Raw genomic sequence first — 23,109 nt, forward strand, 5'->3', positions numbered from 1 at the left:
CGTTGTCGCGGGCTTTCTGCATGGCGCGCAGGATCTGGCCGTCGTCGCTGTAGAAGACTCCGGGGTAGGCCATGAACAGTTTGAAGCTGCTGATGCCTTCGGCGTCGACCAGGGAGTCCATGGCCTTCAGCGAGTCGTCGTCGACCCCGCCGATGATCATGTGGAAGCCGTAGTCGACGTGGCAGTTGCCGTCGGCCTTGGCGTGCCAGGCGGCGAGGCCTTCGTGCACGTTCTCGCCGGAACGCTGTACCGCGAAGTCGATGATCGTGGTCGTGCCGCCGAAGGCCGCCGCGCGGGTGCCCGACTCGAACGTGTCCGACGCGAACGTGCCGCCGAACGGCAGCTCCATGTGGGTGTGCGCGTCCACGCCGCCCGGGATGACGTACTTGCCGGTCGCGTCGATGATCTCGGCGTCCGCGACGACCGGCGCGAGGCCGGGAGCGAACAGGGCGGCGATCGTCTCGCCGTCGACGAGCACATCGGCGGCGTGGCGGCCGGAGGGCGTGACGACGGTGCCGCCGGTGATGAGGATGGCCATGGGGGTCTCCGCTCTCACGCCTGGGTCAGCGGGCCGTAGGCGTCGGGCCGGCGGTCCCGGTAGAACTGCCACCGGTCGCGCACCGTCGCCAGCAGCCCCAGGTCCAGGTCACGGACGACCAGCTCAGGCTGGAACGCGTCCGCGGGCTCCCCGACGAACCTGCCCTCGGGGTCGACGAAGTACGACGTGCCGTAGAAGTCGTCATCGCCCAGGTCCTCGATACCGACCCGGTTGATCGCCCCGATGAAGTACTCGTTGGCCACGGCAGAAGCGGGCTGCTCCAACTGCCACAGGTACGACGACAGCCCACGGCTGGTCGCCGACGGGTTGAACACGATCTGGGCTCCGTTGAGGCCCAGCGCCCGCCAACCCTCGGGGAAGTGCCGGTCGTAGCAGATGTACACACCCACCTTGCCGACCGCGGTGTCGAACACGGGATAGCCGAGATTGCCCGGCCGGAAGTAGAACTTCTCCCAAAAGCCCTTCACCTGCGGGATGTGGGTCTTGCGGTACTTGCCCAGGTAGCTGCCGTCCGCATCGACCACCGCCGCCGTGTTGTACAGGACACCCGGCTGCTCCTGCTCGTACATCGGCAGCACCATCACCATGCCCAGCTCCCTGGCCAGGGCCTGGAACCGCTCCGTCGTCGGACCCGGGATCGACTCGGCGTAGGAGTAGTACTGCGCGTCCTGGACCTGGCAGAAATACGGCCCGTAGAACAGCTCCTGGAAACAGATCACCTTTGCGCCCTGCGCGGCGGCCTGCCGCGCATACTCCTCATGCGCCTTGATCATCGATTCCTTGTCACCCGTCCAGGTCGTCTGGACCAGGGCGGCGCGAATGACGTCTGACATGGTGCGATCTCCGTCCTGCTAGCGGTTCGCCGGTGCCGGCGGGGCTCGACACCACCAGGCCCGTCGCGCGGCGCCGGATGCGGACGACGAGGTCGGCATGGTTGGAGTCAACCGGCACGGCCGCCGCGGAGGAATTGGCGCATGGTCCGACATCGGCCCACCCCACCCCTAAGCCGTTTGTACTGTCCTACAAACCGTTCGCCGCCAACTGCTGGGTCATGAGGTTCGTTCGCGACACGAAAATTTCCTTTCCGATGAAACGTCACATAGGTTGGTGCCGCGGGCCCCTGACCGGCTCAGCGCTGTTTCCGGCCGGGCCTCACCGTGCCGCGGCACCGAGCAGGGGAGACACCGGTGGCACAGCCAGATCCCGGGCAGGCAGCGAACGCGCGCAAACTGGTCGTCCAGTTAGGGCAGCTGCTCACCGACATCACCGCCGGCCGCCCCGTCGCCAAGGTGCACCAGCAGCTGCTCGACCAGTTCGACGCCGCCGTGCACGACTACCGCATCGACGCGATGCAGCTCGGCGCGCCGGAGTTCGCCGCAACCTGGAACGCGCTGCAGTACGGCCTGGACCTGCCCGTCGACGCCTGGGAGCAGGTCGTCCTGCCCACCGTCGTCGGCTTCAGCGGCATCCAGAAACTGAAGATCCACCTGGAGCTCGCCACCTCCTACTGGCTGGCCGCCCGCGCCGCCGTCGACGCGGTGCCCGGCTACGCGGCCGCCGCCGCCGCGCTGCCCGATCCGTCCACCACCGACGACTCCCTGCCGGCCGTGCCACCGACCACCCCGGCCCAGCCCGGCACACCCCGGCACGCCTTCGCCACCGAACCCGCCACCCCCACGGCGTACGCCCCCGCGGACCGCCCGGCCCGGCCCGGCCCCGACCGGCGCGTGCTGGTCGCGATCGCGGTCGCCGTCCTGGCCACGGTCACCGTCATGCTGGTCTTCGTCATCCGGCCCACCGGCGACGACCCGGCATCGGCGACGCCGCAGGGGCTGCCGTCCCCGATGCTCTCGGCGGGCATGATGGCCGGCGACAGCGGCCAGCCGGTCACCCTGCCGACCGCACCGCCGTCGGCGAGCCCGCAGCCGTCTCCGATGATCACCACCGAGCCGACTCCCGCGCCGAGCTGGACCCCACCGACACCCTCGACCACCAAGCCCGGTGCGCCCTCCCCGGCCCGGCCGGTCGCGCCGTCCGCGCCGACCCGCCTGATCGCGGTCGCCGCCGACGAGCACAACGTCTGGCTGTCGTGGTCCGCGCCGGTCAACGGCGGGTCCGGTGGGGTCGCGTACTACCGCATCCTCCGGGACGGGCAGTCGATCGGCTGGACCCGTTCGACGAGTGTCACCGTCACCGGGCTCGCGCCCGGGACGACGTACCGGTTCACGATCATCGCGGTCAACGGCGCCGGGCTGCCGTCCGCGCCGAGCAACCAGATCACGGCGATGACCGCGTCCCCGTCACCTTCCGCGCCGCCGCCGTCGCCGTCGCCGACCACGGTGCCGCCTGTACCGACCGATGCGCCGACGCCGTCCCCGACGGAGACGACCGCCGAACCCACGCTGTCGCCGGTGGAGCCTTCCCTGCCGCCCTCGCCGGACAACCCGTCACCGACCACGGAACCGCCCGTGGAACCGGAGGACCCGGCTTAGGCCTGTTCTAAGTTGATCCAGAAAAGGTCCGCTCAGAGCCCCATGCCGACTCTCTCCTAGCTCGCCAGTGGGCGGGCGCACGGGTGACCACCGCGCGTCCGCCTTGACGACGGGCTCCGGAACGGGACCGGGGCGCCCGGCAACGCTGGAGCTGCCTCGGCGGCCGGCCTCATGACCGCGCTGTGCCAGGACGTCGGCGATAACGTGATGTTGGAGGTCAGCGCGCCAGGCGGGAGGATGGCCAAGGTGAACCTGCCCAGGCGTGAGTTCAACGGCCTTTTGGCCGGAGGTGCGCTGCGGGCGCTGCTGCCTGGCGGACTGATCGACCTCGACCAGACTGAACGTGTCAGCGGCGCCATCGACAATCCGCAACGCACCGACTCGCAGGTCCTCGATTACTTTCGTGACCTTCTCGCGAAGCACTACACCGCCGACAAGGTGCTCGGACCGCGCCACCTGGTCGAAGTTGTGCTCGCCCAGATCGCGGTGCTCGACAAACTGCGATATGGTAGCCGACCAGGCACCGCTGAGCCCGCGATGCGACTATTGGCGCAGTACGCCGAATTCGCGGGCTGGCTGTACCAGGACCTGGGGAACACAGCTGCGGCCATGCGCTGGACCGATCAGGCCGGTCAGCGAGCACAGGCCATCGGCGATCATCAGTTGGCGGCTTACCTCCTGGTGCGCAGGAGCAATATCGCACTGCTCGACGCCGACGCCGTCGACGTGATCGAGCTGGCCTCAGCGGCAAGGCGGACGCCTGGGCCGATCAGCCCCAAGCTGGCGGCGCTCGCCGCCCAACAAGAAGCTCGCGGGTGGGCGCTACACGCTAAACCCGATCGGTTCCGCCGGTTGATCGACTCCGCTGCGGACCTGCTGCTCGATCACCCGAACGACGTCGATGACGATGCTCCGGTGTACTTGCACAGCTACGACTTGGGCACGCTGGAGGAGCAGTCCGCGAGCGGGTATCGCGCCTGCGGTCAGGCGGACACCGCAGTCACGATTCTCGAACGCAAGATCATCGCGACGCCCCCCGATCAGCAACGCGACCGGGCTCACCAACTCGCGAAACTAGCCAATGCCGTACTTCAGTCCGCACACCCTGACCCGGAGAGGGCTGCCACGATTGGGTTGAGCTGCACTCATGTCGCCCGCTCCACGGGGTCGTCCCGCATAGCTTCCGAGCTACGAGCGCTCGCCCAAACCCTGACACGACTCTGGCCAGGCCTGCCTGGCACCAAAGAACTCCAAGAGGCCGTGGCATCCACACGACCGCGGCGCGATCGAGCTGTTCTTACCGGCAGACAGCCGCGTCGCCCACCGGTGCGGAACAAGTGATCCATGCGGTTATGCATTTGAATGGACTCACTGCTGCCGAGATTCCAACGACCTAGCTAATCCTGCTGCGGTGCTGCGCGAAAAGGTCGTGGCGCTGGTGGTCTTGCTGCCCCACGAAGGCTTTGAAGCCACCTATCCCATAAGCAAGTTCACCGGACTTGCGCTCGACAACGTCGAGCTCGAAGTCCCTGCCGAGATGGCCGAGATGCCGCTCCAGCTCCGACATGGTCATTTGGGTGCCCGCCTTAGCCAGCTTAGCGATTATTTGCTCCGACGTGAGTTGACGCTCACTCTGGCGTAGCAGCGTGTACACCGGATCGTGGGAAGATTTGACAGATTCGAGCAGAACTCGGCGCGGGCCTTGCTTGTGCAGCGCCTGCAAGATTGCTCGGCCAACCGCCTCGGCTACTGGCGGCGGGAAAGCGTTGCCGACCTGCCTGTAGCGTGCGGTCTTCCGTCCAGTGAACTCCCACTCAGAATCGCCTGCCCAACCCTGCAGCCGAGCAACCATCTCGGTGGTCAGCTTCGGACCAGGCGCATTGGCCGCCGGCACCCATCCTGGCCCCGGTGCTTCATCGGCGACACCTAGCCCGTCAACACCGAGCTCAGCCCATCGGCGTTTTGCGCGCGTGGGGCCGAGATCTGCGCCACCGTGCTTCTTCGACCCTCCGACAATCGTCGGAGCAATATCGTCAGCGCTCTTTGCCCAATCCTCGGCGCCTTCCCACCCGCCAGCGGCCATCAGGTCCTTGAGCGCCTCACCAACAGTTGGCGCGTCTATAGCGGATCGCTCTGGCCAGGAGAAGTACTCGGCATGCTCTCGCCGCAGTGCGACGAGCACGAAACGGGGGCGCAGCTGGGGAACGCGGAAGTCCGAGGCGTGCAGCAACTTCCACTCACCGATGTAGCCGTACTCATGCAATTGGTCGAGTACATGCTGCCGGTATGCGGCAAAGCGATTGGAGCTGAGCCCTCGAACGTTCTCGAGAAGCAGGGCCTTCGGCTGCATTTGGCCGCACAACTCGACGGCCCACGCGAATAGGTCACGCTCGTCGTTCGCACCGAGCTGCTTGCCCGCGATGCTGAACGGGGGGCAAGGCACACCACCCGCTAGCAGGTCGACATCCGGATGATCATCCGGGTTCCAGACATTCAGGTCTGCCACGTCGCCGACGCGGACGTCCCAATCCGGCCGGTTGTGCTTGAGCGTCGCTGCGGCACTCGGGTCAAGCTCAATGGCCAGCTCATGGTCGAAGCCCGCGCGTTCCAGGCCGAGCGACTGGCCGCCGGCCCCCGCGCAGATCTCAACGACCGTGGGCCGCTTACCGGGCTCTTCCCGTGACATTCACCCTCCATGGCGACGCTGTTGGCAGCCGCGCAGTGCACGGGTGCGGCTTCTCCTGGCATCGATCGTCCCAGCTCAAGTGCAGCACAGCCGACACCCGGTACGACCGTGTCGGGGCCGGGAGGCGGTGCGGCAATGCAGTCTAGTTGCGGGCCATGACACCCGCGCCGCCTCCCTTGCACTCGGGCTACCGCACGCACCTACCCGAGCTTGGCTCGGATATGAAGGCGGGCCTCAGCCGGGAGGCGGCGGTAGGCACCCCACGCGCGGTCCAGATCCGCGAGGTCGCGCCGCCCTCGGTCCATCCACTGCGCCAGGCGCTTCTGATCCCCTGGGTCCAGGTCGGCAATCTGCGCGAGGACTTTGCCGACGTCTGCCGCCCGCCCGTCCGCTCCCGAACGGCAGCGCTTGCACATTGTCAGGAGATAGAGCGCTTCGTCCCCGTCCGGAAGCAGCGTGCTGGTCCTGGTGGCACTCAGCACTGCCGTCTGGCTCGGATCGTCGTCGTACTCCTCCCCGCCTGCGATGCCGCACACGGTGCACATATAGCCGTCGTTCTCCATGGCGGCATCGAGTTCCTTGGCCGTGATCTTGATCGTCTGCGCCGCACGTCGCGCGGCAGGATCCCATACCGGGACACCCGCCTTCACAAACCGCTGCTCTTCGGACAAAAGGGTTGCGTCCTCGGTACTGGCGAGGATTGTCCACCCGAAGGCCCGGAGGTCTCTGATACGGCGGTCGGCCTGCGCAACGCCCGGGAACACCGCCCTGATCTGCTCCTTGGTGAACGTGCCGCCTTCCCCGACCTCCTGCACAAGCCAGAGAGCCCCTCGGACCATCGTGCCGGCCTTGAGCTGCGGGTCGTTCCATGCGGGGAGGGGCATCGCTACTCCGATCTTGGGGGAGGGCCGTTTCGGGCGAACAGGTGACGCCAGAGTCGGCCGGTCCTGACATGATGCATGACAGACCGACGGGGCGAGGTATGGAAAGGCTGGAAGTGGCTGCGAAGTTCGGCGTTCCGCCAGAGGGTGAAAAGATCCGTTCGCTCGTGCAGGAGCGGGTGGTTCAGGCGAAAACTGATGGCGGCGGCAAGGTCACTGTCGATTGGCGCGCCGGCGAGCAGCGCTTCCTCGATGTGATCTCCATGCCGGTGAACGTGCTGTATTTCAACCCTGACACCCACCGCATCCGCGCGCAGAGGACCACCGACCCCAACCGCAACCGCGTTCTGGAAGAGGATCCATGGGGGCAGGCAGCGCAGGACTACCTGCGCGACTTGCTCACATGGAAACCGGCGAACCCCGGGCAGATCGACCCCGAGTACACAGACCTACTGGAAGAGCTGAACGACTTCGGGCAGAAAGAGCCCGGAATCATCACCCCGGACGGCATCCTCGTTGACGGGAACACCCGCTGTGCTGCGCTGAGAGAGCTCGGCGTGAAGGACATCCGCGTCGGGGTCCTGCCGAACGACACTTCTCGAGACGACGTCAATGCGGTCGAGTTGTCGCTGCAACTGCGGCGCGACAAGCGGCGCGACTACTCCTACATCAACCGCCTCATAGCCATTGAGGACGAGCTCGCCAGCGGCAGAAACCCCGCCGACATCGCCAGAGCGTTCAACATCAAGGGCAATACGCTGCAGCAGGACCGATGGGTCTACCAGCTCATCCTGGACGCTATCGAGCGCAGCAAGTCCGACAACGGGGCTGCGCTGCGCCTGGTCGACTTCGAAGGCCACCAGGAGACCTTGCGCGAACTGCACCGCGACTTCAGCAAGCTCGCCAAGACCGATCCCAATGGAGCCGACCAGCTCAAGGAGACCCGTCTTGCAATGGTCGTCTTGGGCTACGCCAAGACAGCCATCCGCCTGGCGGAGGCAGACTTCCACAGCCGCTACCTTGATCAGCGCCTTCCTGCGACCCTCAAGATCCCCGCACAGGCCCCAGCCCCCGTCGCCATTCCAGGCCTTCCGGGGGTGGCCCTGCCCGATGCTCCGGCCGGGGTGAAGACGACCCGTGCGCTGACTGACATGCTCCTCAAGGCCCAGGCATCGGTCGAATCTGCGAGCAAACTCACCCCGACCGAGGTCGCGTTCGCCAGCACACTGATCACTGACGCGCGAGAAACCTTCAAGACCGCGGTAAGACTTGCAGGGCAGAACGCTCAAATTACCAAGCACAAAGTCCAGGTCCAAGAGCGCCTTACGGATGCCGCCGACTACGTCAACCAGTGCGCTGCCGAGTTCGTTGAGGCGAAGGCCAAGCGTGTACTTGATGAGGAGTCGTTCGACGACGCGCTACTCACGCTTCGGTCGAGCCTAGCCACGCTCGCCAAGCACGCCGGACGAACCTTCACCACGCCGGGCAGCGGCGTGGCGTGGCTGCTGGCAGCCGTGCGGGACGACTCGTGACGAATCCGGCCGTGTCGCCGAGCCTCACCATCGGGTTCAGCGACAGCGTGACCCGGGCACGGCTGCTGGCTGCTCCTGGCTTCGAGGACGACCTGCGCGGCCTCGGTCTGCGCTTCCGCAGCAGCATCCAACGCTCGGCCGGGGTCATCGACATCGAGGTCGACGATCTCCTGGTCAACCTCCTGACACTCGCCTCATGGCCGCATCCGCAAAGCGTGGCCTGGGATCCTCAGCTAGCAGCCGTAGCTACCGATTCCACCGCTGACGCCGCGAGCGTCGCGCAGCGCCTCGACCCGGCCTCCGAGGTAGCAGGCCCGGTACAGGCCAGTGCGGTCGCCGACCTGCTTGGGCCGGGTTGGAAGGGCGACTTAACACCCTTCCAGCGGCGTGATGTCGCACGGTTGCTGTCGCTCCGGCACGGCGCGAACTTCTCTGTCCCCGGCGCAGGCAAGACGAGGGTCGGGCTTGCCGTGTTCCATGCCCTGCGTCGCACGCAGGGCATGGAACGGCTCCTGATTGTGGGTCCGAAATCCTGCTACGAGTCCTGGCTGTACGAAAACTCCACCTGCCTCGATCAGCCGCTGAGGATGGAGGTCCTCGGCGGCAATCCAGACCCAGCCGCCGACGCATTCATCGTCAACTACGAGCGCCTCGACAAATCTGTCAACCAGCTCGGTGCATGGCTTACGGCCCGACCCTCGACACTGTTGCTCGACGAGGCGCACCGGATGAAGCTCGGCGCCGATGGCACCTACGGCAGCGCGTGCTTGGCTCTCGGCCCCCGAGCACGTCACCGCTTGATCCTTACCGGCACTCCTGCGCCCAACGGCGTTAAGGACCTCGAGAACCTCTTCGGATTCGTGTGGCCCGGCCACGGTCGGCAGAAGGTCGTCCAGGCAGTCGCCGGCGGTGACCTCGCAAAGGCGAGCCAGGTGCTGCGCCCGCTGTTCACTAGGACAACCAAGAACGAGCTAGGACTGCCTCCGGTTACCACCCGCCTTCGAACAGTGGCGATGCCGCCACTGCACCAGGAAGTCTACGACGCGCTCGCCGGCACCTTCTCGGCCCGTGCCGCAGGCTCGGAGGGTGACTTCGCAGCACTCGGAAAGATCATCGTTTATATGCTGATGGCGGCGACGAGCCCCGCGCTTCTGTCCGTGGGCACCACACGGCACGAGCCACTGGCTTATCAGGTCCCACCGCTGCAGGTCCCGCAGGAAACGCCGCTTTACGATCTGATGCATGACCTGCCAAGCTACGAGCTCTCCCCGAAGTATCGGGAAGTACTTGCGCTCGTAGCCGCAAATGCCGCGATGGGCCGCAAGACCCTGGTCTGGTCGACGTTCATCCGCAGCCTCAACACACTCGAGCGCATGCTTGCCACGTTCCAGCCGGCGGTGGTCCACGGCGGCACCGCCGACCGCGAGCAGCAGATCGACCGCTTCCGCAACGACTCCGACTGCATGGTCCTGCTGTCAAACCCCGCAACGCTCGGTGAAGGCATCAGCCTCCACCACGACTGCCACGACGCTGTCTACGTCGACCGCGACTTCGCCGCTGGACGGTTCCTGCAGAGCCTCGACCGCATCCATCGGCTGGGTTTGGCCCCGGGCACCGAGACCCGGGTCACGGTGCTCGCCACGGAGGGCACTATCGACGAGGTCGTTGCACAGCGGCTCAGCGACAAACTGCAGTTCATGGGCCGCATCCTCGACGACCCCGCCGTGCACGAACTGGCCGACCTCGAGGAGGAGCCTTCCGTCGTCGAGAACCTAGACGAACGCGATATCCGGGCGTTGTTGGAGCATCTGCGTGACCGTACCGCCTGAACCGGTACTGCGCGCCGCCGTGCGCTGGCTCGAAAGGCTGCCCGCCTCAGGCCCCGTTCGCTGCCGAGCGCTGTTCACCACGCATGCCGAGTTCAGCGATATTACGCCCACGCAGTACGACACGGCCCTCGGGTGGCTCCGGACCACAGGACTCCTGGATGGCCGCGCCTCATCGCCGCCGGCCGTCCAGGTGTTCACTGCCGCGATGCATGGCGGCGTTCCATGGCTGCGTGACGCCGACGCACTGATCCATAGCCCTGACGAGCTCCCCTCGGACTCTCTCGATGCGGCGGCAGCCCTCGGGCTGAGCCCCGACGAAGCGTTCGCCTTGGTAAACGCAGCCTGGGGGAAGGTCGACACCGCCGAACGCAAGCGCGTAGGAGATGCTGGCGAGAAGGCACTTCTAGTCGAACTGCAGGCGCTGCCTAATGCATCAGTCGACCATGTCGCCCGCTGGTCGGACGCATTCGGCTACGACATCGCAGTGCACGCACCAGGCATAACCGCACATCTGGAAGTCAAGGCTACAACGCGCCGAGGACGGCTGACCGCTTACATTTCCAGGAACGAGTACCGAACGATGCAGCGCGACCCCGCTTGGCGGATGGTCGCGGTGCTGCTGACTCCAGACCTCGAGCTGGCATCGGTTAGTACTGTTCCGAGCGACTGGATTGCCGACCAGGTGCCGTCAGATTCCAGCTCATTCGGGCGTTGGGAGTCCTGCCGTCTGGACATTCCAGCTGCCGTCCTCGAAGCAGGTATCCCGCTGATCAAACCGCTGATCGCAACCAGCGGCTCGATGCTCCAAGGAGTTCCCGGGTAAAGGCCCGGTTGTGCCGGAACGATCCTACGGGAGCGACGCAGGCTCGTTCGAGCCCGATTGCGATAGCGGGGCCGACGCTGACCGCCTGGCTCGCGCAGATGCAGCTTCAGCTCTACGCGAGGCGACTACGCTCTGCACTGCGACCGCACATTCGGAAACTGCCTCATGCTCCCAGAAGCGCAGCACAAGCCATCCCGCCGCAGACAGCTGCACATCAGTGTCCCGATCCCGTTGGATATTCCGGCCGATCTTCTCGCGCCAGTAGTCGGGATTGGTCTTCGGGGGCACGAAGTGCTCAGGGCATCCATGCCAGAAACATCCATCGATGAAAACCGCGATACGCGTCGGACGAAACACCACATCAGCCGTGCGCCGCATCCCAGCAAGCGGCTTGGCCGCCACCCGGTACCGGAGCCCTGCTGCATGCAGCAGCGACCGAAGTGCCTTCTCGGGGGCGGTGTCTCGGTTGCGGTTGCCGAGCATGCTTCGCCGGTTCGCAGCCGATGATGCCCACGAACCCTCTGGAGCTGCCCACTCCGTCACTGCCGATGGCTGCTGCGCCATAACACCTGGATTCTAGCCATAACACCTGGATTCTATAGGGGTTGCTCTAGAAGCCCGAGTTCACCGGAGCATTGCACACAGCACCGACAGTGAGCTCTCCACCATGTGCCGGACCTCCGCGGTAAAAGCCCGGGCGATCTGACTCGGCGAATGGCAGAACATGCCTTTACCGAGGCGATGATCATCCACGTGGAATGTGCGCAATATCGTGTTCGCCCGCATTGAACAGCCTAGATGGTTCACCCGGCCAAGCCATAGTCACGGGCGAACGCCACGACGTCGCCGGCCGGGCGCCCAGTCACCTGCGCGAAATCCTGGGTGACCAGGTCGCCCCAGTTCGAGGCGTACGCCGTCAGGTACTCCCCCGTGACCTCGGCCGTCCACACGGGCAGTCCTGCCGCCCGCATGCCGGCCACCACGTCGGCCCCCGGCACGGCCTGGTAGTCCAGGCCCAGCCGGGCGGCCGCGTCGCCCATCGACAGGCTCTCCGGGCCGGTGATCGTGTAGATCCGGCCCGCATGACCGGACGGCTCGCCCAGAACTCGCGCTCCGAACGCCGCGATGTCACGTACGTCGATGGGGCTCAGCCGACCTTCGCCGGTGGCTCCGTACAGGGTGCCGCCGTTCACCGAACCGAGCAGGTTCTGCTGGAAGAACGCGGGCCGGATGACGGTCCAGTCGATGCCGGAGGCCTGCAGTTCGGTGTCGGACAGCGCGTGCAGGCGGCCGTTGCGAGTGGGCGCGTCGGGTGCGGCCCCGATGGCCGACAGCCGCACGATGTGCTTGACCCCGGCCTGACGGGCGGCCCAGACGGCGTTGGAGCTGGCGTGCGGCGCGGTCGGCCCCATGGCGGTGAGCAGCCATACCGTGTCGACCCCGGCGAACGCTTCGGCGAGGGTGTGCGGCTGTTCGAGGTCTCCGACGGCGACTTCGACGCCCGCCGGCGCTTTGGCCGGGTCGCGGACCAGGGCACGCACGTCGACGGACGTGTCGGCGGTGAGGGCGGCGATGAGGGCGCTGGAGACGGTGCCGTTGGCACCGGTGACCAGGATGGTCATGGCAGGTCCTTCCCGTGGGATGCTGACCCGGAAGACAGTACTAGTGATAGTCATTTTTAGTGACTATCAAGTTTGGTGATTAAATTCATGCGTCGCAGTGAGCAGAAGCGGAATAACCCCGACCTCGGTGCGCTGACCGCGCGGCTGTTGTTCGCCGTGCAGCGGCAGCTGGCCGGCAGCCACGCGCAGACCAAGCCCCGGCACGGCGCCGTCATGGCCTATCTGGATGAGCAGGGCAACCGCGCCACCGAACTCGCCGAGCTGTCCGGGCAGCACAAACAGGTCATCGGCACGCTCGTCGACGAGCTGGAGGCCCTGGGCCTGGTCACCCGCGAACCCGACCCCGCCGACCGCCGCGCCAAGCTCGTCGTGCCCACCGCCGCGGGCCTCGCCGCGATGCGGGCGGGCGACGAGGCGATGGCCGGCGTCGAGCAGCGGCTCGCTGAAGCCATCGGGCCGGACGACTACCGCGCCTTCAAGCGCACCCTGCAGCGGCTCGCGGAGCTGAGCACACCGGAAGAAGGCGCACCGAACTGACCTGCGTGCCGCGTGTCCCGCGCCACAGGCCCGCGAGCAGCGCCCTGCGTACCGGCGCTTTGCGACACGCTTGCGGACCCGACCCGCCTGGACGATCCGGCGCAGCGCCGTAGGCTGACAGGCGTGACCGAGTTCGACGGCCTTCCTGTCCTGCGTTCCCCCGTCGCCATCGCCGCCTTCGAGGGGTGGAACGACGCCGCTGACGCGTCCACTGCCGTGGTCGAGCACCTCGAGCAGGTATGGGACGCGCGCGAGGTGGCGTCCGTGGACCCGGAGGAGTTCTACGACTTCCAGGTGAACCGGCCGCTGATCACCCTGGTCGACGACACGCGGCGCATCGAGTGGCCGAGCACCAAGTTCATGGTCGCCTCGCCGCCCGGGGCGCAGCACGACGTGGTCCTGATCCGCGGCATCGAGCCGAGCCTGCGCTGGCGTACGTTCTGCAACGAGATCCTGGAGATCTGCCACAGCCTGGCCATCGAGAAGATCGTGCTGCTGGGCGCCCTGCTGGCCGATGTGCCCTACAGCCGGCCGCTGCCGATCAGCGGCACGGTGACCGGCAAGCACGCCGGCGAGGAGAAGATCCAGCTCACCCCCACGCGGTACGAGGGACCGACCGGCATCGTCGGCGTGCTCCAGGACAGCGCGTCCCGCGCCGAGCTCGACGCGATGTCGTTCTGGGTGCACGTGCCGCACTACGCGAACAACCCGCCGTGCCCGAAGGCCACGCTCGCCCTGCTGCACCGCATCGAGGAGGTCCTCGACCTGCCGGTGCCGATGCTGGACCTGGCCGAGGAGTCCGCCGAGTGGGAGGACCGGGTCCGCGCCGCGGCCGCCCAGGACGCCGAACTGGCCGAATACCTCCGCGATCTGGAGGAGCGGGCCGGCGACGTGGCCAAGCCGCTGTCCGGCGACGAGATCGCCGTCGAGTTCGAGAAGTACCTCCGCCGCCGCGGCGGCTCCCCCGGCCCCACCCACGGCACCTGGTAACCCACCACCCGCCTGCCCGCCCCACCCCGCCCCACCACCATGCGCAACTCTTAAAGAGTTGCGCCTTTCGGCGTGCTCTGAAGCCGCGACTCTTCAAGAGTTGCGGCTCGGAGGGGCGGGTGTGGCGGGTGACACGCCGCGTTGGGGCTTCCTAGGTCGCTAGGTATTCGGACATTTGTGCGGCATGATCGCCTCATGACCGAGACGGGCTTCGGCGGGATCAATCCGGGCGCGGCGGAACATCCGCACCGGCAGATCGCCGCCCAGCTGCGCGCGAAGATCAGACGAGGCGACTGGGCCGCCGGAGAGCAGCTGCCGTCGATCCCGGCGCTGGCGCAGATGTTCGGCGTGGCGAAGCAGACCGTGCAGCGCACCATCGATCAGCTGCGCGTCGAAGGGTTGCTGATCACCAAGCCGGGCTCCGGGACGTACGTGCGGGGCACCCGGCGGCGGCTCAACCGGCTGTCGCGGGGCCGCTACGGCGCGCACCGCGGCTACCACGCCGACCTGGCGGCCCGATACCGCCAGCAGCTCACCGAGGTGACCCGGTCGGTCCCGCCGGCGGAGGTCGCGGACGCGTACGGCGTGCCGGACTCGACCCTGCTGGTGGTGCGCCGGCACCTGGTGCGTACGCAGGACGCCGTGGTCGAGGTCGGCGCGGCCTGGCTGCGCCCGCAGGATGCCGCGGGCACCTCGCTGGAGCGCCTGGAGTCCTTCGGCCGCCCGCTCTACCAGGAGGTCGAGGAGGTCACCGGCCGCCGCTACGTCACCGCGACCGACACCATCACCGCCCGGCTGCCCACCCGTGAGGAGGCCGAGACGCTGCAGATCCGGCCGGACACGCCGGTGCTGCACCTGCTGCACGTCGCCTACGACGGCGAGCACAAGGTGATCGAGGTGGCGCAGGCGACATGGCCGGGGCCGATGACGACACTGACGGAGGAATACCGGGTGCCCACGCCACGCCCGGACGCCGACCTGGACGGAGATCCCGATCCTGGGCTTGTCCTGGGCTAATCTGCGGGTTGTCGGGTGCCCGACACCTTTTCGCCTGCGCACCCGCGCGTTCGCCGCAAGGATGGTTCCATGACCCTTCGCCGATCCTCCGACGGAGCACAGCGGGGTGCCGGGAACCGGCCGGACGGCGCGGCGGCCCGCTCTCCGCAGGCGTTCGTGGCTCTGCTCGGCGCCCTGGTCGTGCTCGTGATCGGACTCGCCCTGCTCGGCGTGCTGGTGGTCGGCATCGCCGACGGCGTGCCCAGCACGGGTGTGCTGCTGCTCGGCGCGCTGACCCTGGGCGTGTTCGCCCTGGCCGCGCGGTTGGGCCACGTCGCGCTGACGTTGCGGCGGCAGGCCGGGCAGTCGGCCCGCCCCGCCCGGCCGCGCCAGGCCCCGCCGCAGCGCCCGTCCCGCGCCGCCGTACGCCCGCGCCCCCAGCCCCGCCCTCGCGCCTGACCTGCGCCCCGACGCTCACCTGCCCCGCTGACCGCCGTCCGGGGCGGCCGAGCCGGGGCGCGATCCGCACCAAGGTCCTCCGACTTGCCAGGCACCTGTGCGCATCCGGCCTCAAGATACGCACAGGTGCCTGGCAAGTCGAACGATCATGAGGCACGCGCGGGTGGGCGGCGGGCGAGGGTCAGAGCTTGATGCCGAGGAGGGCGTCGAGGGTTTCGGTCATGAGGGCGGGGGCTTGGCGGTCGGTGCCCACGCCGGCGAGGGTGTCGTCGGCCCAGGCGTCGATCAGGGCCAGGGCGCCGGGGGTGTCCAGGTCCTCGGCTAGTTTGGCGCGTACGCCGGCGAGGAGGTCGGCTCCCGAGGGGGCCGTGGCGGACTTGGCGGCCTGGCGCCAGCGGCGCAGACGGTGCGCGGCGGTCGCGAAGACCTCGTCGGTCCACTGGCGGTCGGCGCGGTAGTGGTCGCCGAGCAGGGCCAGGCGGACCGCCATCGGGTCGACCTTGTCCGAGCGCAGGCGGGACACGAAGACCAGGTTGCCGCGGGACTTGCTCATCTTCTCGCCGTCCAGGCCGATCATGCCCGCGTGCACGTAGTGCGCCGCGAACGGGGCCTTGCCGGTGAGCACCTCGGCGTGCGCGGCGCTGCACTCGTGGTGCGGGAACAGCAGGTCGTTGCCGCCGCCCTGCACGTCGATGGTCTCGCCGAGCAGCTCCAGGGCGATCACGGCGCACTCGATGTGCCAGCCGGGGCGGCCCGCCCCGAGCACGCCGCCGGGCCAGGACGGCTCGCCGTCGCGGCGGCCGCGCCACAGCAGCGGGTCGAGGGCGTCGCGCTTGCCGGCGCGCTCGGGGTCGCCGCCGCGCTCGGCGAAGAAGGCCAGCATCTGCTCGCGGGACAGGTTCGACTCGTACCCGAACCGGGGCGCGGCGCTGATGTCGAAGTAGACGTCGCCGGTGCCGTCCTCCAGCCGGTACGCCGCACCCCGGTCGAGCAGGTCGACGACCCGCTCGGCGATGACGGGGATCGACTCGACCGCGCCGATGTAGTGGCTCGGCGGGATGATCCGCAGGGCCTCCATGTCCTCGCGGAACAGGGCGGTCTCGCGCATGGCGAGGACCTTCCAGTCCTCCCCGTCGCGGGCGGCCCGCTCCAGCAGCGGATCGTCGATGTCGGTGACGTTCTGGACGTAGACGACGTCGTGCCCGGCGTCACGCCACATCCGGTTCACCAGGTCAAATGTGATCATGGTCGCCGCGTGGCCCAGATGGGTCGCGTCGTACGGCGTGATGCCGCAGACGTACATCGTCGCGTGACCGCCCACCGGGCGGCTCGGGTAGGCGCCCTGGCGAGCGGAGTCGAACAGCGCCAGCGGCTGTCCGGCGCCGGGCAGGCGCGGGATGTCAAGACCGGACCACGTTTCCATGGCGCCAGCCTAACCAGCTTTATGCCGAGAGCGGATCTCCCCTTGCGCGGTTACCCGCTGGCGCGGACGTGACGCTAGGGTCGCAGGTATGACCCATCAGGTGTACGCATTCGAACCGCCCGAGCGGTTCGTCGCCGGTACGGTGGGTCCGCCGGGCGAGCGCACGTTCTATCTGCAGGCTCGCGGCGGCGGCCGCCTGGTCAGTGTGGCGCTGGAGAAGATGCAGGTCGCGCTGCTGGCGGAGAAGCTCGAAGAGCTGCTCGCCGAGGCGCATCAGCGGTTCGGGGCGGAACTGCCCGCCTCGGCCGAGGGGCCTGCCGACAACGAGCCCCTGGACACCCCCGTCGACGAGGAGTTCCGCGTCGGCACGCTGGGGTTGGCCTTCGACGTCGAGACCAGCACGGTCATCATCGAGGCGATCGCGGCCGAGGAGGCCGAGTTCGACGCCGAGACCGAGACGGCCGACGACGAGGACGACGACGAGGACGCGACGCCGGAGATCTCCGACGATCTCGACCGGCTTCGGGTGCGGCTGACCCCGGCGGAGGTGCGGCAGTTCATCGACCGCGCCAAGCGGGTGGTGGCCGCCGGCCGGCCGCCGTGCCCGCTGTGCGGGCAGCCACTGGACCCGGCCGGGCACCTCTGCCCCCGGCACAACGGCTATCACCGCAGGTGAGAATGTCCGGTGACGGAGTAGCGTCACCGGATGGCACGCAGTCACCATCCGAAGGTGAGGTCCGTCATCCCTCCCACCGGCGACCAGACGCACACCGGCAGCGCCGGTGATCAAGACCTGTCCCGGGGCCCCGGCCGGCAGGCCCGCTCCGCCGACGGCCGGACGGAGCTCGGCACGCTGCTCCGTGACGCCGAGATGGAGATCGAGGGCCGGCTGGTCGAGGCCTCCAACACGACGCTGCGGGTGATCCTGTCCGGCGGTGGGCGGTCGGTGCGGGCGGTGTACAAGCCGGTGCGCGGCGAGCGCCCGCTGTGGGACTTCCCACACGGCACGCTGGCCGCCCGCGAGGTCGCCGCGTACGCGGTGAGCGAGTCGCTGGGGTGGGACCTGGTGCCGCCCACGGTGATGCGGGACGGGCCGCTCGGGCCGGGCTCGTGTCAGCTGTGGCTGGACGAGACGGTCGAACCGCCGGTGGACTTCGTGCCCGCCGACGAGCTGCCGCAGGGCTGGCTGCCGATCGCGGCCGCGCAGGACGAGGACGGGCGGCCGTACCTGCTGGCGCACGCCGACGACCCGCGGCTGGCCCGGCTGGCCGCCTTCGACGCGGTGATCAACAACGCGGACCGCAAGGGCGGCCACGTGCTGGCCACCCCGGATCAGCGGCTGTACGGCGTCGACCACGGCATCTGCTTCCACACCGAGGACAAGCTGCGTACGGTGCTGTGGGGGTTCGCGGGCCGGGCGGTGCCGCCGGAGGTCGCCGCGGCACTGCGCGCGTTCGACCCGGGTGTGCTCGACGACCTGCTCACCACGGCGGAGGTCGACGCCGTCGGCACCCGCATCAAGCAGCTCGTCGCCGACGGCCGCCTCCCCCAGCCCCCCGAGGACCGCCACGCCATCCCGTGGCCCCCGATCTGACCACCGACCGCCGCCGATCGGGCCGACTCATTTGACGCGTTTGGTGCCGTGGGCGGTGATGTCGGCGTACTCGGGGTGCTTTTCCAGCCAGCCGGCCAGGAACGGGCAGATCGGCACCACGGTGCGGCCCTTGGCCCGGGAGTCGTCCATCACGGTGCGGGCGAGCTTGCTGCCCACCCCCTGGCCCTCGTACGCCGGGGACACCTCCGTGTGGGTGAACACGATGACCTTGCCGGTGAGCTGGTACGTCATGAACCCGGCCACCGTCTGCTCCGCGCTGTCACGGGCCTCGAACCGTTCGCGCTCGGGCGCGTCCGCCACGTCGATCGACATCCGGTCATCGTAGCCCCGGTCGGGATCCCGACCGAGGTTGCGGCTGGTAGCGGTGGTGCGGCAGGCGGCGGCCGTGGACGTGAGAGGATCGGCGGCGGTCTGCCCGTTCCCGAACCCGGAGGCACACGTGTTGGTCGCGCACTGCGTGTACAGCGGTGACGGCAGCTGGGAGTTCTGGGCCGAGGACGCGAACCTGCAAGCCGCCCTTCCCACGCAGCGGGGGCGTCGCCGGACCCGCGGGCCGGGGTTGCATCCGTTCGCGGTGGCCCCCGAAGACCTGGGCAAGGCGTTGGGCGCGGCAGGCGACGTCGCCGAGTACACCGGCTGGTCGGTCCTCGCCCTGCCCGCACAGCACCACCGGCCGACGCCGTCGGCGGAGCTCGGCGCGGGCGCGGAACCCGACCGGCTGGCCCCGTTCCTCGTGCCCACGCTGCGGGTGGACGCGGCGGCGGCGCTACGGCTGCTGCCCGGCCTCGCCCCGGTCGGCGGGGCGACCGTGCGCTTCGCGACCGCGCTGGCCCGGACTGCCGCTCACCTGGTCGGCAGCGGGCTGGTCACGCCGGCACTGAGCTGGGAGGAAGAGGACGAGTACTGGTTCGCCGACTGGCGGGCGGCGTCGTCGCTGCAGGTCGCGGCCGTACGCATCCCGCTGCTGGCGGCGATGCCGCCCGCGTTCCGGTGCTGGCTGTACGACGACGAGGTCGCCCTCGCGCCCGCTGACGCGGTGTTCGACGCGGCGCTCGACTCGATGGTGGACGCGCTGGCCAACGAGGTGGTGGCGGGACAGGGCCCGACCCTGCTCGGCGAGCGCCGGGCCCGGGCCACCCGCCAGACGCTGGCCGCCGAGCAGGTGCTCAGGGCGCTCACCTCCGCCGTGAACGTGATCGACCCCGAGCAGCTCAACCCGTACGAGGCCAACCGCCTGTCGGAGGCGCTGGAAGCGTGGCGGGCCGGTGGCCGGGCCCGGACCGGCGGGCTGGTGCGCACCTGCCTGCGCCTGGTCGCCCCCGGCGACACCGCCGAGCCCGACGACCTGGCAGAGCAGGCTGACCCGACCGCCGAGCCGGGGCCTGCGATCCGGCCGGGCGTAGCGGCTGAGCAGGCCGACGAGGGCGGCATCTGGCGGCTGGAGCTGCTGCTGCAGTCGCACGAGGACCCTTCGCTGGTCGCCGGGGCGGACGAGGTGTGGCGGCTGGACGGCAACGCGTTGCTGTTCGCCGAGGCCGGGGTCGACCCGCAGGCCGCGCTGCTGGCCGGGCTCGGGCGGGCCGCGCAGCACTACCCGCCGCTGGCGCGGGTGCTGCGGCAGGCCGCGCCGGTCGGCATGGCACTGGACGGCGAGGACGCGCTGATCTTCCTGCGCCGGCACGCCGCCGCGCTGACCGCCGCCGGCGTCGGCGTGCTGCTGCCCGCCTGGTGGAGCGGCCCGCGGCCACGGCTCGGGCTGCGCCTGAGCGCGCAGACGCCGCCGCAGCCCGGCATCGTCGCCAAGGAGTCCCAGCTCGGCATGGACCAGCTCGTCGAGTACGCCTGGCAGGTGGCCCTCGGCGACGAGGTGCTCACCGAGCAGGAACTGGCGGCACTGGCCGAGGCGAAGTCGCCGCTGGTCCGGATCCGGGGCCAGTGGGTCGAGGTGGACCAGGCCCGCCTGGCCGCCGGGCTGAAGCAGCTCGGCAAGTCGGGGCGGCGGCAGATGACCGCCCGTGAGGTGCTGCGCGCGGGCCTGCTCGGCGAGGGCGCCGACACCGGGCTGCCGATGGTCGGCGTGGCGGCCACCGGCTGGCTCGGCGAGCTGCTGGCCGGCGGCCCGGCCGGGAGCTTCCAGGCGCTGCCGACGCCGGAGGGGTTCGGCGCGCAGTTGCGCCCCTACCAGGAACGCGGGCTGGGCTGGCTGTCGTTCATGGACGCGCTCGGCTCGGGTGCTGTGCTGGCCGACGACATGGGCCTGGGCAAGACCATCCAGGTCCTGGCCCTGCTGGAGAACGAACGCCGGCAGGCCGCGGGGCTGGGCCCGACGCTGCTGGTCTGCCCGATGTCGCTGGTCGCGAACTGGCAGCGGGAGGCGGCGAAGTTCGCGCCGAAGCTGGCCGTGCACGTGCACCACGGCGCGGAGCGGCTGACCGGCGAGCAGTTCCGGGAGGCGGTCGCGGGCGTGGACCTGGTGCTGACCACGTACAGCCTGGCGCTGCGGGACCAGCAGGAGCTGGCCGAGGTCGGCTGGCGGCGCATCGTGGTGGACGAGGCGCAGGCGATCAAGAACGCGGCGGCCAAGCAGTCGCGGGCGATCCGGGCCCTGCCCGCCCCGCGGCGGATCGCGCTGACCGGCACCCCGGTCGAGAACCGGCTCGCCGACCTGCATTCGATCATGGAGTTCGCCACCCCCGGGCTGCTGGGCAGCGCGGAGTCGTTCAAGCGGCGCTTCGCGGTGCCGATCGAGCGCGACGGCGACGAGCAGGCGGCGGCCCGGCTGCGCCGGGTGACCGGGGCGTTCATGCTGCGCCGGGTCAAGACCGACCCGAGCATCATCTCCGACCTGCCCGACAAGATCGAGATGACGGTGGCCTGCAACCTCACCCGCGAGCAGGCCTCGCTCTACCAGGCGGTGCTCGACGACATGATGATCCAGGTCGAGCAGGCCGACGGCATCGACCGCCGGGGCCTGATCCTGGCCACGCTGACGAAGCTGAAGCAGGTCTGCAACCACCCCGCCCAGCTGCTGAAGGACGGCTCCCGGATCGCCGGGCGGTCGGGCAAGGTGGCCCGGGTCGAGGAGATCTGCGAGGAGGTGCTCGCCGCGGGCGAGAAGGCGCTGCTGTTCACGCAGTTCGCCGAGTTCGGCGGGATGCTGTCCGAGCACCTGTCGGCGGTCTTCGGGCAGCCGGTGCCGTTCCTGCACGGCGGCGTCGACCGCAAGACCCGCGACGGCATGGTCGCCGCGTTCCAGGGCGAGGGCGGGCCGGGGCTGTTCGTGCTGTCGCTCAAGGCCGGCGGCGTCGGACTGAACCTGACCGCGGCCAACCACGTCATCCACGTCGACCGCTGGTGGAACCCGGCCGTCGAGAACCAGGCCACCGACCGGGCGTTCCGCATCGGGCAGCGCCGGAACGTGCAGGTGCGCAAGCTGATGTGCGCCGGGACCCTGGAGGAGCGCATCGACGCGGTGCTGGAGCAGAAGAAGGCCCTCGCCGAGGCGACCGTCGGCAGCGGCGAGGCGTGGCTGACCGAGCTGTCCACCGACGCGCTGCGCGACCTCGTCTCGCTGAACCGCGACGCGGTCGTCGAGTAGGAGCGGGCATGGCACGTCACGACGAGGACACCTGGGGGCACGGCTTCCCCACCGCGAAGCCCCGGCTGCCCGCCGACGGCATCCGGGCGCGCAGCCGGCGCGGGGACATCGCGACGACCTGGTGGTCGCGGCGCTTCCTGAAGGCCATCGAGTCGCCGGAGACCGCGAGCCGGCTCAGCCGCGGCAAGTCGTACGCGCGTTCCGGCCAGGTGCTCGCGATGACCATCGCGCCCGGCGAGGTGGCGGCGCAGGTGCAGGGCTCGCGGCGGGAGCCGTACACGGTCACCGTGGCGACACCGCCGTTCACCCCGGCCGACTGGCGGCGGGCTGTCGGCGCGCTGGCCGAGCGGGCCGGGTACACCGCCGAACTGCTGGACGGGCGGATGCCGGAGGACGTCGAGCAGGTGCTGGAGCCGCTGGGTCTGGCGCTGTTCCCGGCCATGCGGCAGCTCGCCCTGGAGTGCTCGTGCCCGGACTGGGGCAACCCGTGCAAGCACGCGGCGGCGGTGTGCTACCTGCTGGCCGAGCTGTTCGACGAGGACCCGTTCGTCATCCTGCACTGGCGCGGCATGCCCCGCGCCGAGCTGCTCGACGCGCTGCGAGCGCACCGCGCCGGGCAGGCAGGCGGTGTGGGCGACGACGGCGGCGAAGACGAGCTGCGCGGCTTCTGGACCGCCGGGCCGCTGCCCGAGCCGCCGCCGGCCGACCCGACCGCGATGACCCGGCTGCTGCAGCGCCTCGGCCCGGTCGGGGTCACCGTCGGGGCCGGCGTGGACTTCGCGCAGGCCCTGCTGCCCGCGTACGAGGCGATGGTGCGGCACCGGTGGTCGTCCCCGCTGCTGACCGGCGACCTCGCCGAGCTCCCCCCGCCGGTCCCCCGGTCTGCTCCCGTCTCGTCCGAGCGAGCGCCGACGCCCGAGCCGGCGGAGAAGCGGTTCACGCTGCCCAGCGCGGCCGAGGTGCGGGCCTGGGCGCGCAGCAACGGCGTCGCGGTCAACGAACGCGGCCGCCCACGCGTCGACGTGGTGCAGGCCTACCTCGACGCACACCGGGCCACCTGACGCCTA

At 69.4% G+C, this 23,109-nt stretch carries 21 protein-coding genes; 13 read left to right on the forward strand and 8 right to left on the reverse strand.

Going from position 1 to position 23,109, the window contains the following annotated elements:
• Positions 1-538 (reverse strand): amidohydrolase family protein (locus ACFQO7_RS00005; RefSeq protein ID WP_376804364.1); only part of this gene is annotated, 538 nt, incomplete at its 3' end.
• Between the two features lie 14 nt (positions 539-552).
• Positions 553-1,392, reverse strand: a complete 840-nt coding sequence (locus tag ACFQO7_RS00010; RefSeq protein ID WP_376804365.1) for a nitrilase-related carbon-nitrogen hydrolase — start codon at positions 1,390-1,392, stop codon at positions 553-555.
• A gap of 354 nt (positions 1,393-1,746) precedes the next feature.
• Between ACFQO7_RS00010 and ACFQO7_RS00015 the strand changes: the two genes are divergently transcribed.
• Together ACFQO7_RS00015 and ACFQO7_RS00020 are read left to right on the forward strand one after the other, a co-directional pair.
• Positions 1,747-3,051: a fibronectin type III domain-containing protein gene (locus tag ACFQO7_RS00015; RefSeq protein ID WP_376804366.1), complete on the forward strand. Its 1,305-nt coding sequence runs from the start codon at positions 1,747-1,749 to the stop codon at positions 3,049-3,051.
• A 237-nt stretch (positions 3,052-3,288) separates the two neighbouring features.
• Positions 3,289-4,392 carry an XRE family transcriptional regulator gene (locus ACFQO7_RS00020; protein ID WP_376804367.1) on the forward strand — a complete coding sequence of 368 codons (1,104 nt, stop codon included), beginning with the start codon at positions 3,289-3,291 and terminating at the stop codon, positions 4,390-4,392.
• Positions 4,393-4,444: 52 nt separating this feature from the next.
• Here ACFQO7_RS00020 and ACFQO7_RS00025 read toward each other — a convergent pair whose 3' ends face one another.
• Together ACFQO7_RS00025 and ACFQO7_RS00030 are read right to left on the reverse strand one after the other, a co-directional pair.
• The gene (locus ACFQO7_RS00025) at positions 4,445-5,737 is read right to left on the reverse strand and encodes a DNA cytosine methyltransferase (protein ID WP_376804368.1); all 1,293 of its coding nucleotides are present in this window, start codon (positions 5,735-5,737) and stop codon (positions 4,445-4,447) included.
• A gap of 200 nt (positions 5,738-5,937) precedes the next feature.
• Complete coding sequence (locus ACFQO7_RS00030; protein WP_376804369.1) at positions 5,938-6,621, reverse strand: hypothetical protein; 684 nt, start codon at positions 6,619-6,621, stop codon at positions 5,938-5,940.
• A 98-nt stretch (positions 6,622-6,719) separates the two neighbouring features.
• On the opposite strand from ACFQO7_RS00030, the gene ACFQO7_RS00035 reads away from it, so the two are divergent.
• Genes ACFQO7_RS00035 through ACFQO7_RS00045 form a run of 3 tightly spaced genes read left to right on the forward strand, consistent with a single transcriptional unit; the run spans position 6,720 to position 10,802 of the window.
• Positions 6,720-8,150, forward strand: a complete 1,431-nt coding sequence (locus ACFQO7_RS00035; RefSeq protein WP_376804370.1) for a transcriptional regulator — start codon at positions 6,720-6,722, stop codon at positions 8,148-8,150.
• A complete protein-coding gene (locus tag ACFQO7_RS00040) occupies positions 8,147-9,979 on the forward strand; it encodes a DEAD/DEAH box helicase (protein WP_376804371.1) in 1,833 nt (610 codons plus the stop codon). Before ACFQO7_RS00035 ends, ACFQO7_RS00040 begins: the two co-directional genes overlap by 4 nt.
• The gene (locus ACFQO7_RS00045) at positions 9,963-10,802 is read left to right on the forward strand and encodes a protein NO VEIN domain-containing protein (protein ID WP_376804372.1); all 840 of its coding nucleotides are present in this window, start codon (positions 9,963-9,965) and stop codon (positions 10,800-10,802) included. The genes ACFQO7_RS00040 and ACFQO7_RS00045 overlap by 17 nt, the downstream gene beginning before the upstream one ends.
• A gap of 24 nt (positions 10,803-10,826) precedes the next feature.
• Here the strand turns inward: ACFQO7_RS00045 and ACFQO7_RS00050 are convergent, their stop codons facing one another.
• Together ACFQO7_RS00050 and ACFQO7_RS00055 are read right to left on the reverse strand one after the other, a co-directional pair.
• On the reverse strand, positions 10,827-11,366 hold the full coding sequence (locus tag ACFQO7_RS00050) for a very short patch repair endonuclease (protein ID WP_376804373.1): 540 nt from the start codon (positions 11,364-11,366) through the stop codon (positions 10,827-10,829).
• A gap of 239 nt (positions 11,367-11,605) precedes the next feature.
• The gene (locus ACFQO7_RS00055; protein WP_376804374.1) at positions 11,606-12,424 is read right to left on the reverse strand and encodes an SDR family oxidoreductase; all 819 of its coding nucleotides are present in this window, start codon (positions 12,422-12,424) and stop codon (positions 11,606-11,608) included.
• Positions 12,425-12,511: 87 nt separating this feature from the next.
• On the opposite strand from ACFQO7_RS00055, the gene ACFQO7_RS00060 reads away from it, so the two are divergent.
• The 4 genes from ACFQO7_RS00060 (at position 12,512) to ACFQO7_RS00075 (ending at position 15,406) form a co-directional block, all read left to right on the forward strand.
• A complete protein-coding gene (locus ACFQO7_RS00060) occupies positions 12,512-12,961 on the forward strand; it encodes a MarR family winged helix-turn-helix transcriptional regulator (RefSeq protein WP_376804375.1) in 450 nt (149 codons plus the stop codon).
• Between the two features lie 123 nt (positions 12,962-13,084).
• Positions 13,085-13,951, forward strand: a complete 867-nt coding sequence (locus tag ACFQO7_RS00065) for a PAC2 family protein (protein ID WP_203693395.1) — start codon at positions 13,085-13,087, stop codon at positions 13,949-13,951.
• Between the two features lie 195 nt (positions 13,952-14,146).
• Positions 14,147-14,968 (forward strand): GntR family transcriptional regulator, encoded by an 822-nt coding sequence (locus ACFQO7_RS00070; RefSeq protein WP_376804376.1) that lies wholly within the window; start codon positions 14,147-14,149, stop codon positions 14,966-14,968.
• A gap of 69 nt (positions 14,969-15,037) precedes the next feature.
• Positions 15,038-15,406, forward strand: a complete 369-nt coding sequence (locus ACFQO7_RS00075; RefSeq protein ID WP_360530715.1) for a hypothetical protein — start codon at positions 15,038-15,040, stop codon at positions 15,404-15,406.
• Between the two features lie 181 nt (positions 15,407-15,587).
• On the opposite strand, the gene mshC is transcribed toward ACFQO7_RS00075, so the two are convergent.
• The gene (gene mshC / locus ACFQO7_RS00080; RefSeq protein WP_376804377.1) at positions 15,588-16,829 is read right to left on the reverse strand and encodes a cysteine--1-D-myo-inosityl 2-amino-2-deoxy-alpha-D-glucopyranoside ligase; all 1,242 of its coding nucleotides are present in this window, start codon (positions 16,827-16,829) and stop codon (positions 15,588-15,590) included.
• 88 nt (positions 16,830-16,917) lie between these two features.
• Here mshC and ACFQO7_RS00085 point away from each other — a divergent pair, with 88 nt between their 5' ends.
• Both ACFQO7_RS00085 and ACFQO7_RS00090 read left to right on the forward strand, forming a co-directional pair.
• Positions 16,918-17,505 carry a DUF3090 family protein gene (locus ACFQO7_RS00085; RefSeq protein WP_376804378.1) on the forward strand — a complete coding sequence of 196 codons (588 nt, stop codon included), beginning with the start codon at positions 16,918-16,920 and terminating at the stop codon, positions 17,503-17,505.
• 195 nt (positions 17,506-17,700) lie between these two features.
• Positions 17,701-18,423: an SCO1664 family protein gene (locus tag ACFQO7_RS00090; RefSeq protein ID WP_203693472.1), complete on the forward strand. Its 723-nt coding sequence runs from the start codon at positions 17,701-17,703 to the stop codon at positions 18,421-18,423.
• Between the two features lie 27 nt (positions 18,424-18,450).
• Here the strand turns inward: ACFQO7_RS00090 and ACFQO7_RS00095 are convergent, their stop codons facing one another.
• Positions 18,451-18,756: a GNAT family N-acetyltransferase gene (locus tag ACFQO7_RS00095; RefSeq protein WP_360530706.1), complete on the reverse strand. Its 306-nt coding sequence runs from the start codon at positions 18,754-18,756 to the stop codon at positions 18,451-18,453.
• Between the two features lie 145 nt (positions 18,757-18,901).
• On the opposite strand from ACFQO7_RS00095, the gene ACFQO7_RS00100 reads away from it, so the two are divergent.
• Both ACFQO7_RS00100 and ACFQO7_RS00105 read left to right on the forward strand, forming a co-directional pair.
• Positions 18,902-22,042, forward strand: coding sequence for a DEAD/DEAH box helicase (locus tag ACFQO7_RS00100; RefSeq protein ID WP_376804694.1), 3,141 nt, complete (start codon positions 18,902-18,904; stop codon positions 22,040-22,042).
• 8 nt (positions 22,043-22,050) lie between these two features.
• Positions 22,051-23,103: an Lsr2 family DNA-binding protein gene (locus tag ACFQO7_RS00105; protein WP_376804379.1), complete on the forward strand. Its 1,053-nt coding sequence runs from the start codon at positions 22,051-22,053 to the stop codon at positions 23,101-23,103.
• The last annotated feature ends 6 nt before the right edge of the window (positions 23,104-23,109 follow it).

The organism is Catellatospora aurea (assembly GCF_042663325.1).
Lineage (GTDB): Bacteria > Actinomycetota > Actinomycetes > Mycobacteriales > Micromonosporaceae > Catellatospora > Catellatospora aurea.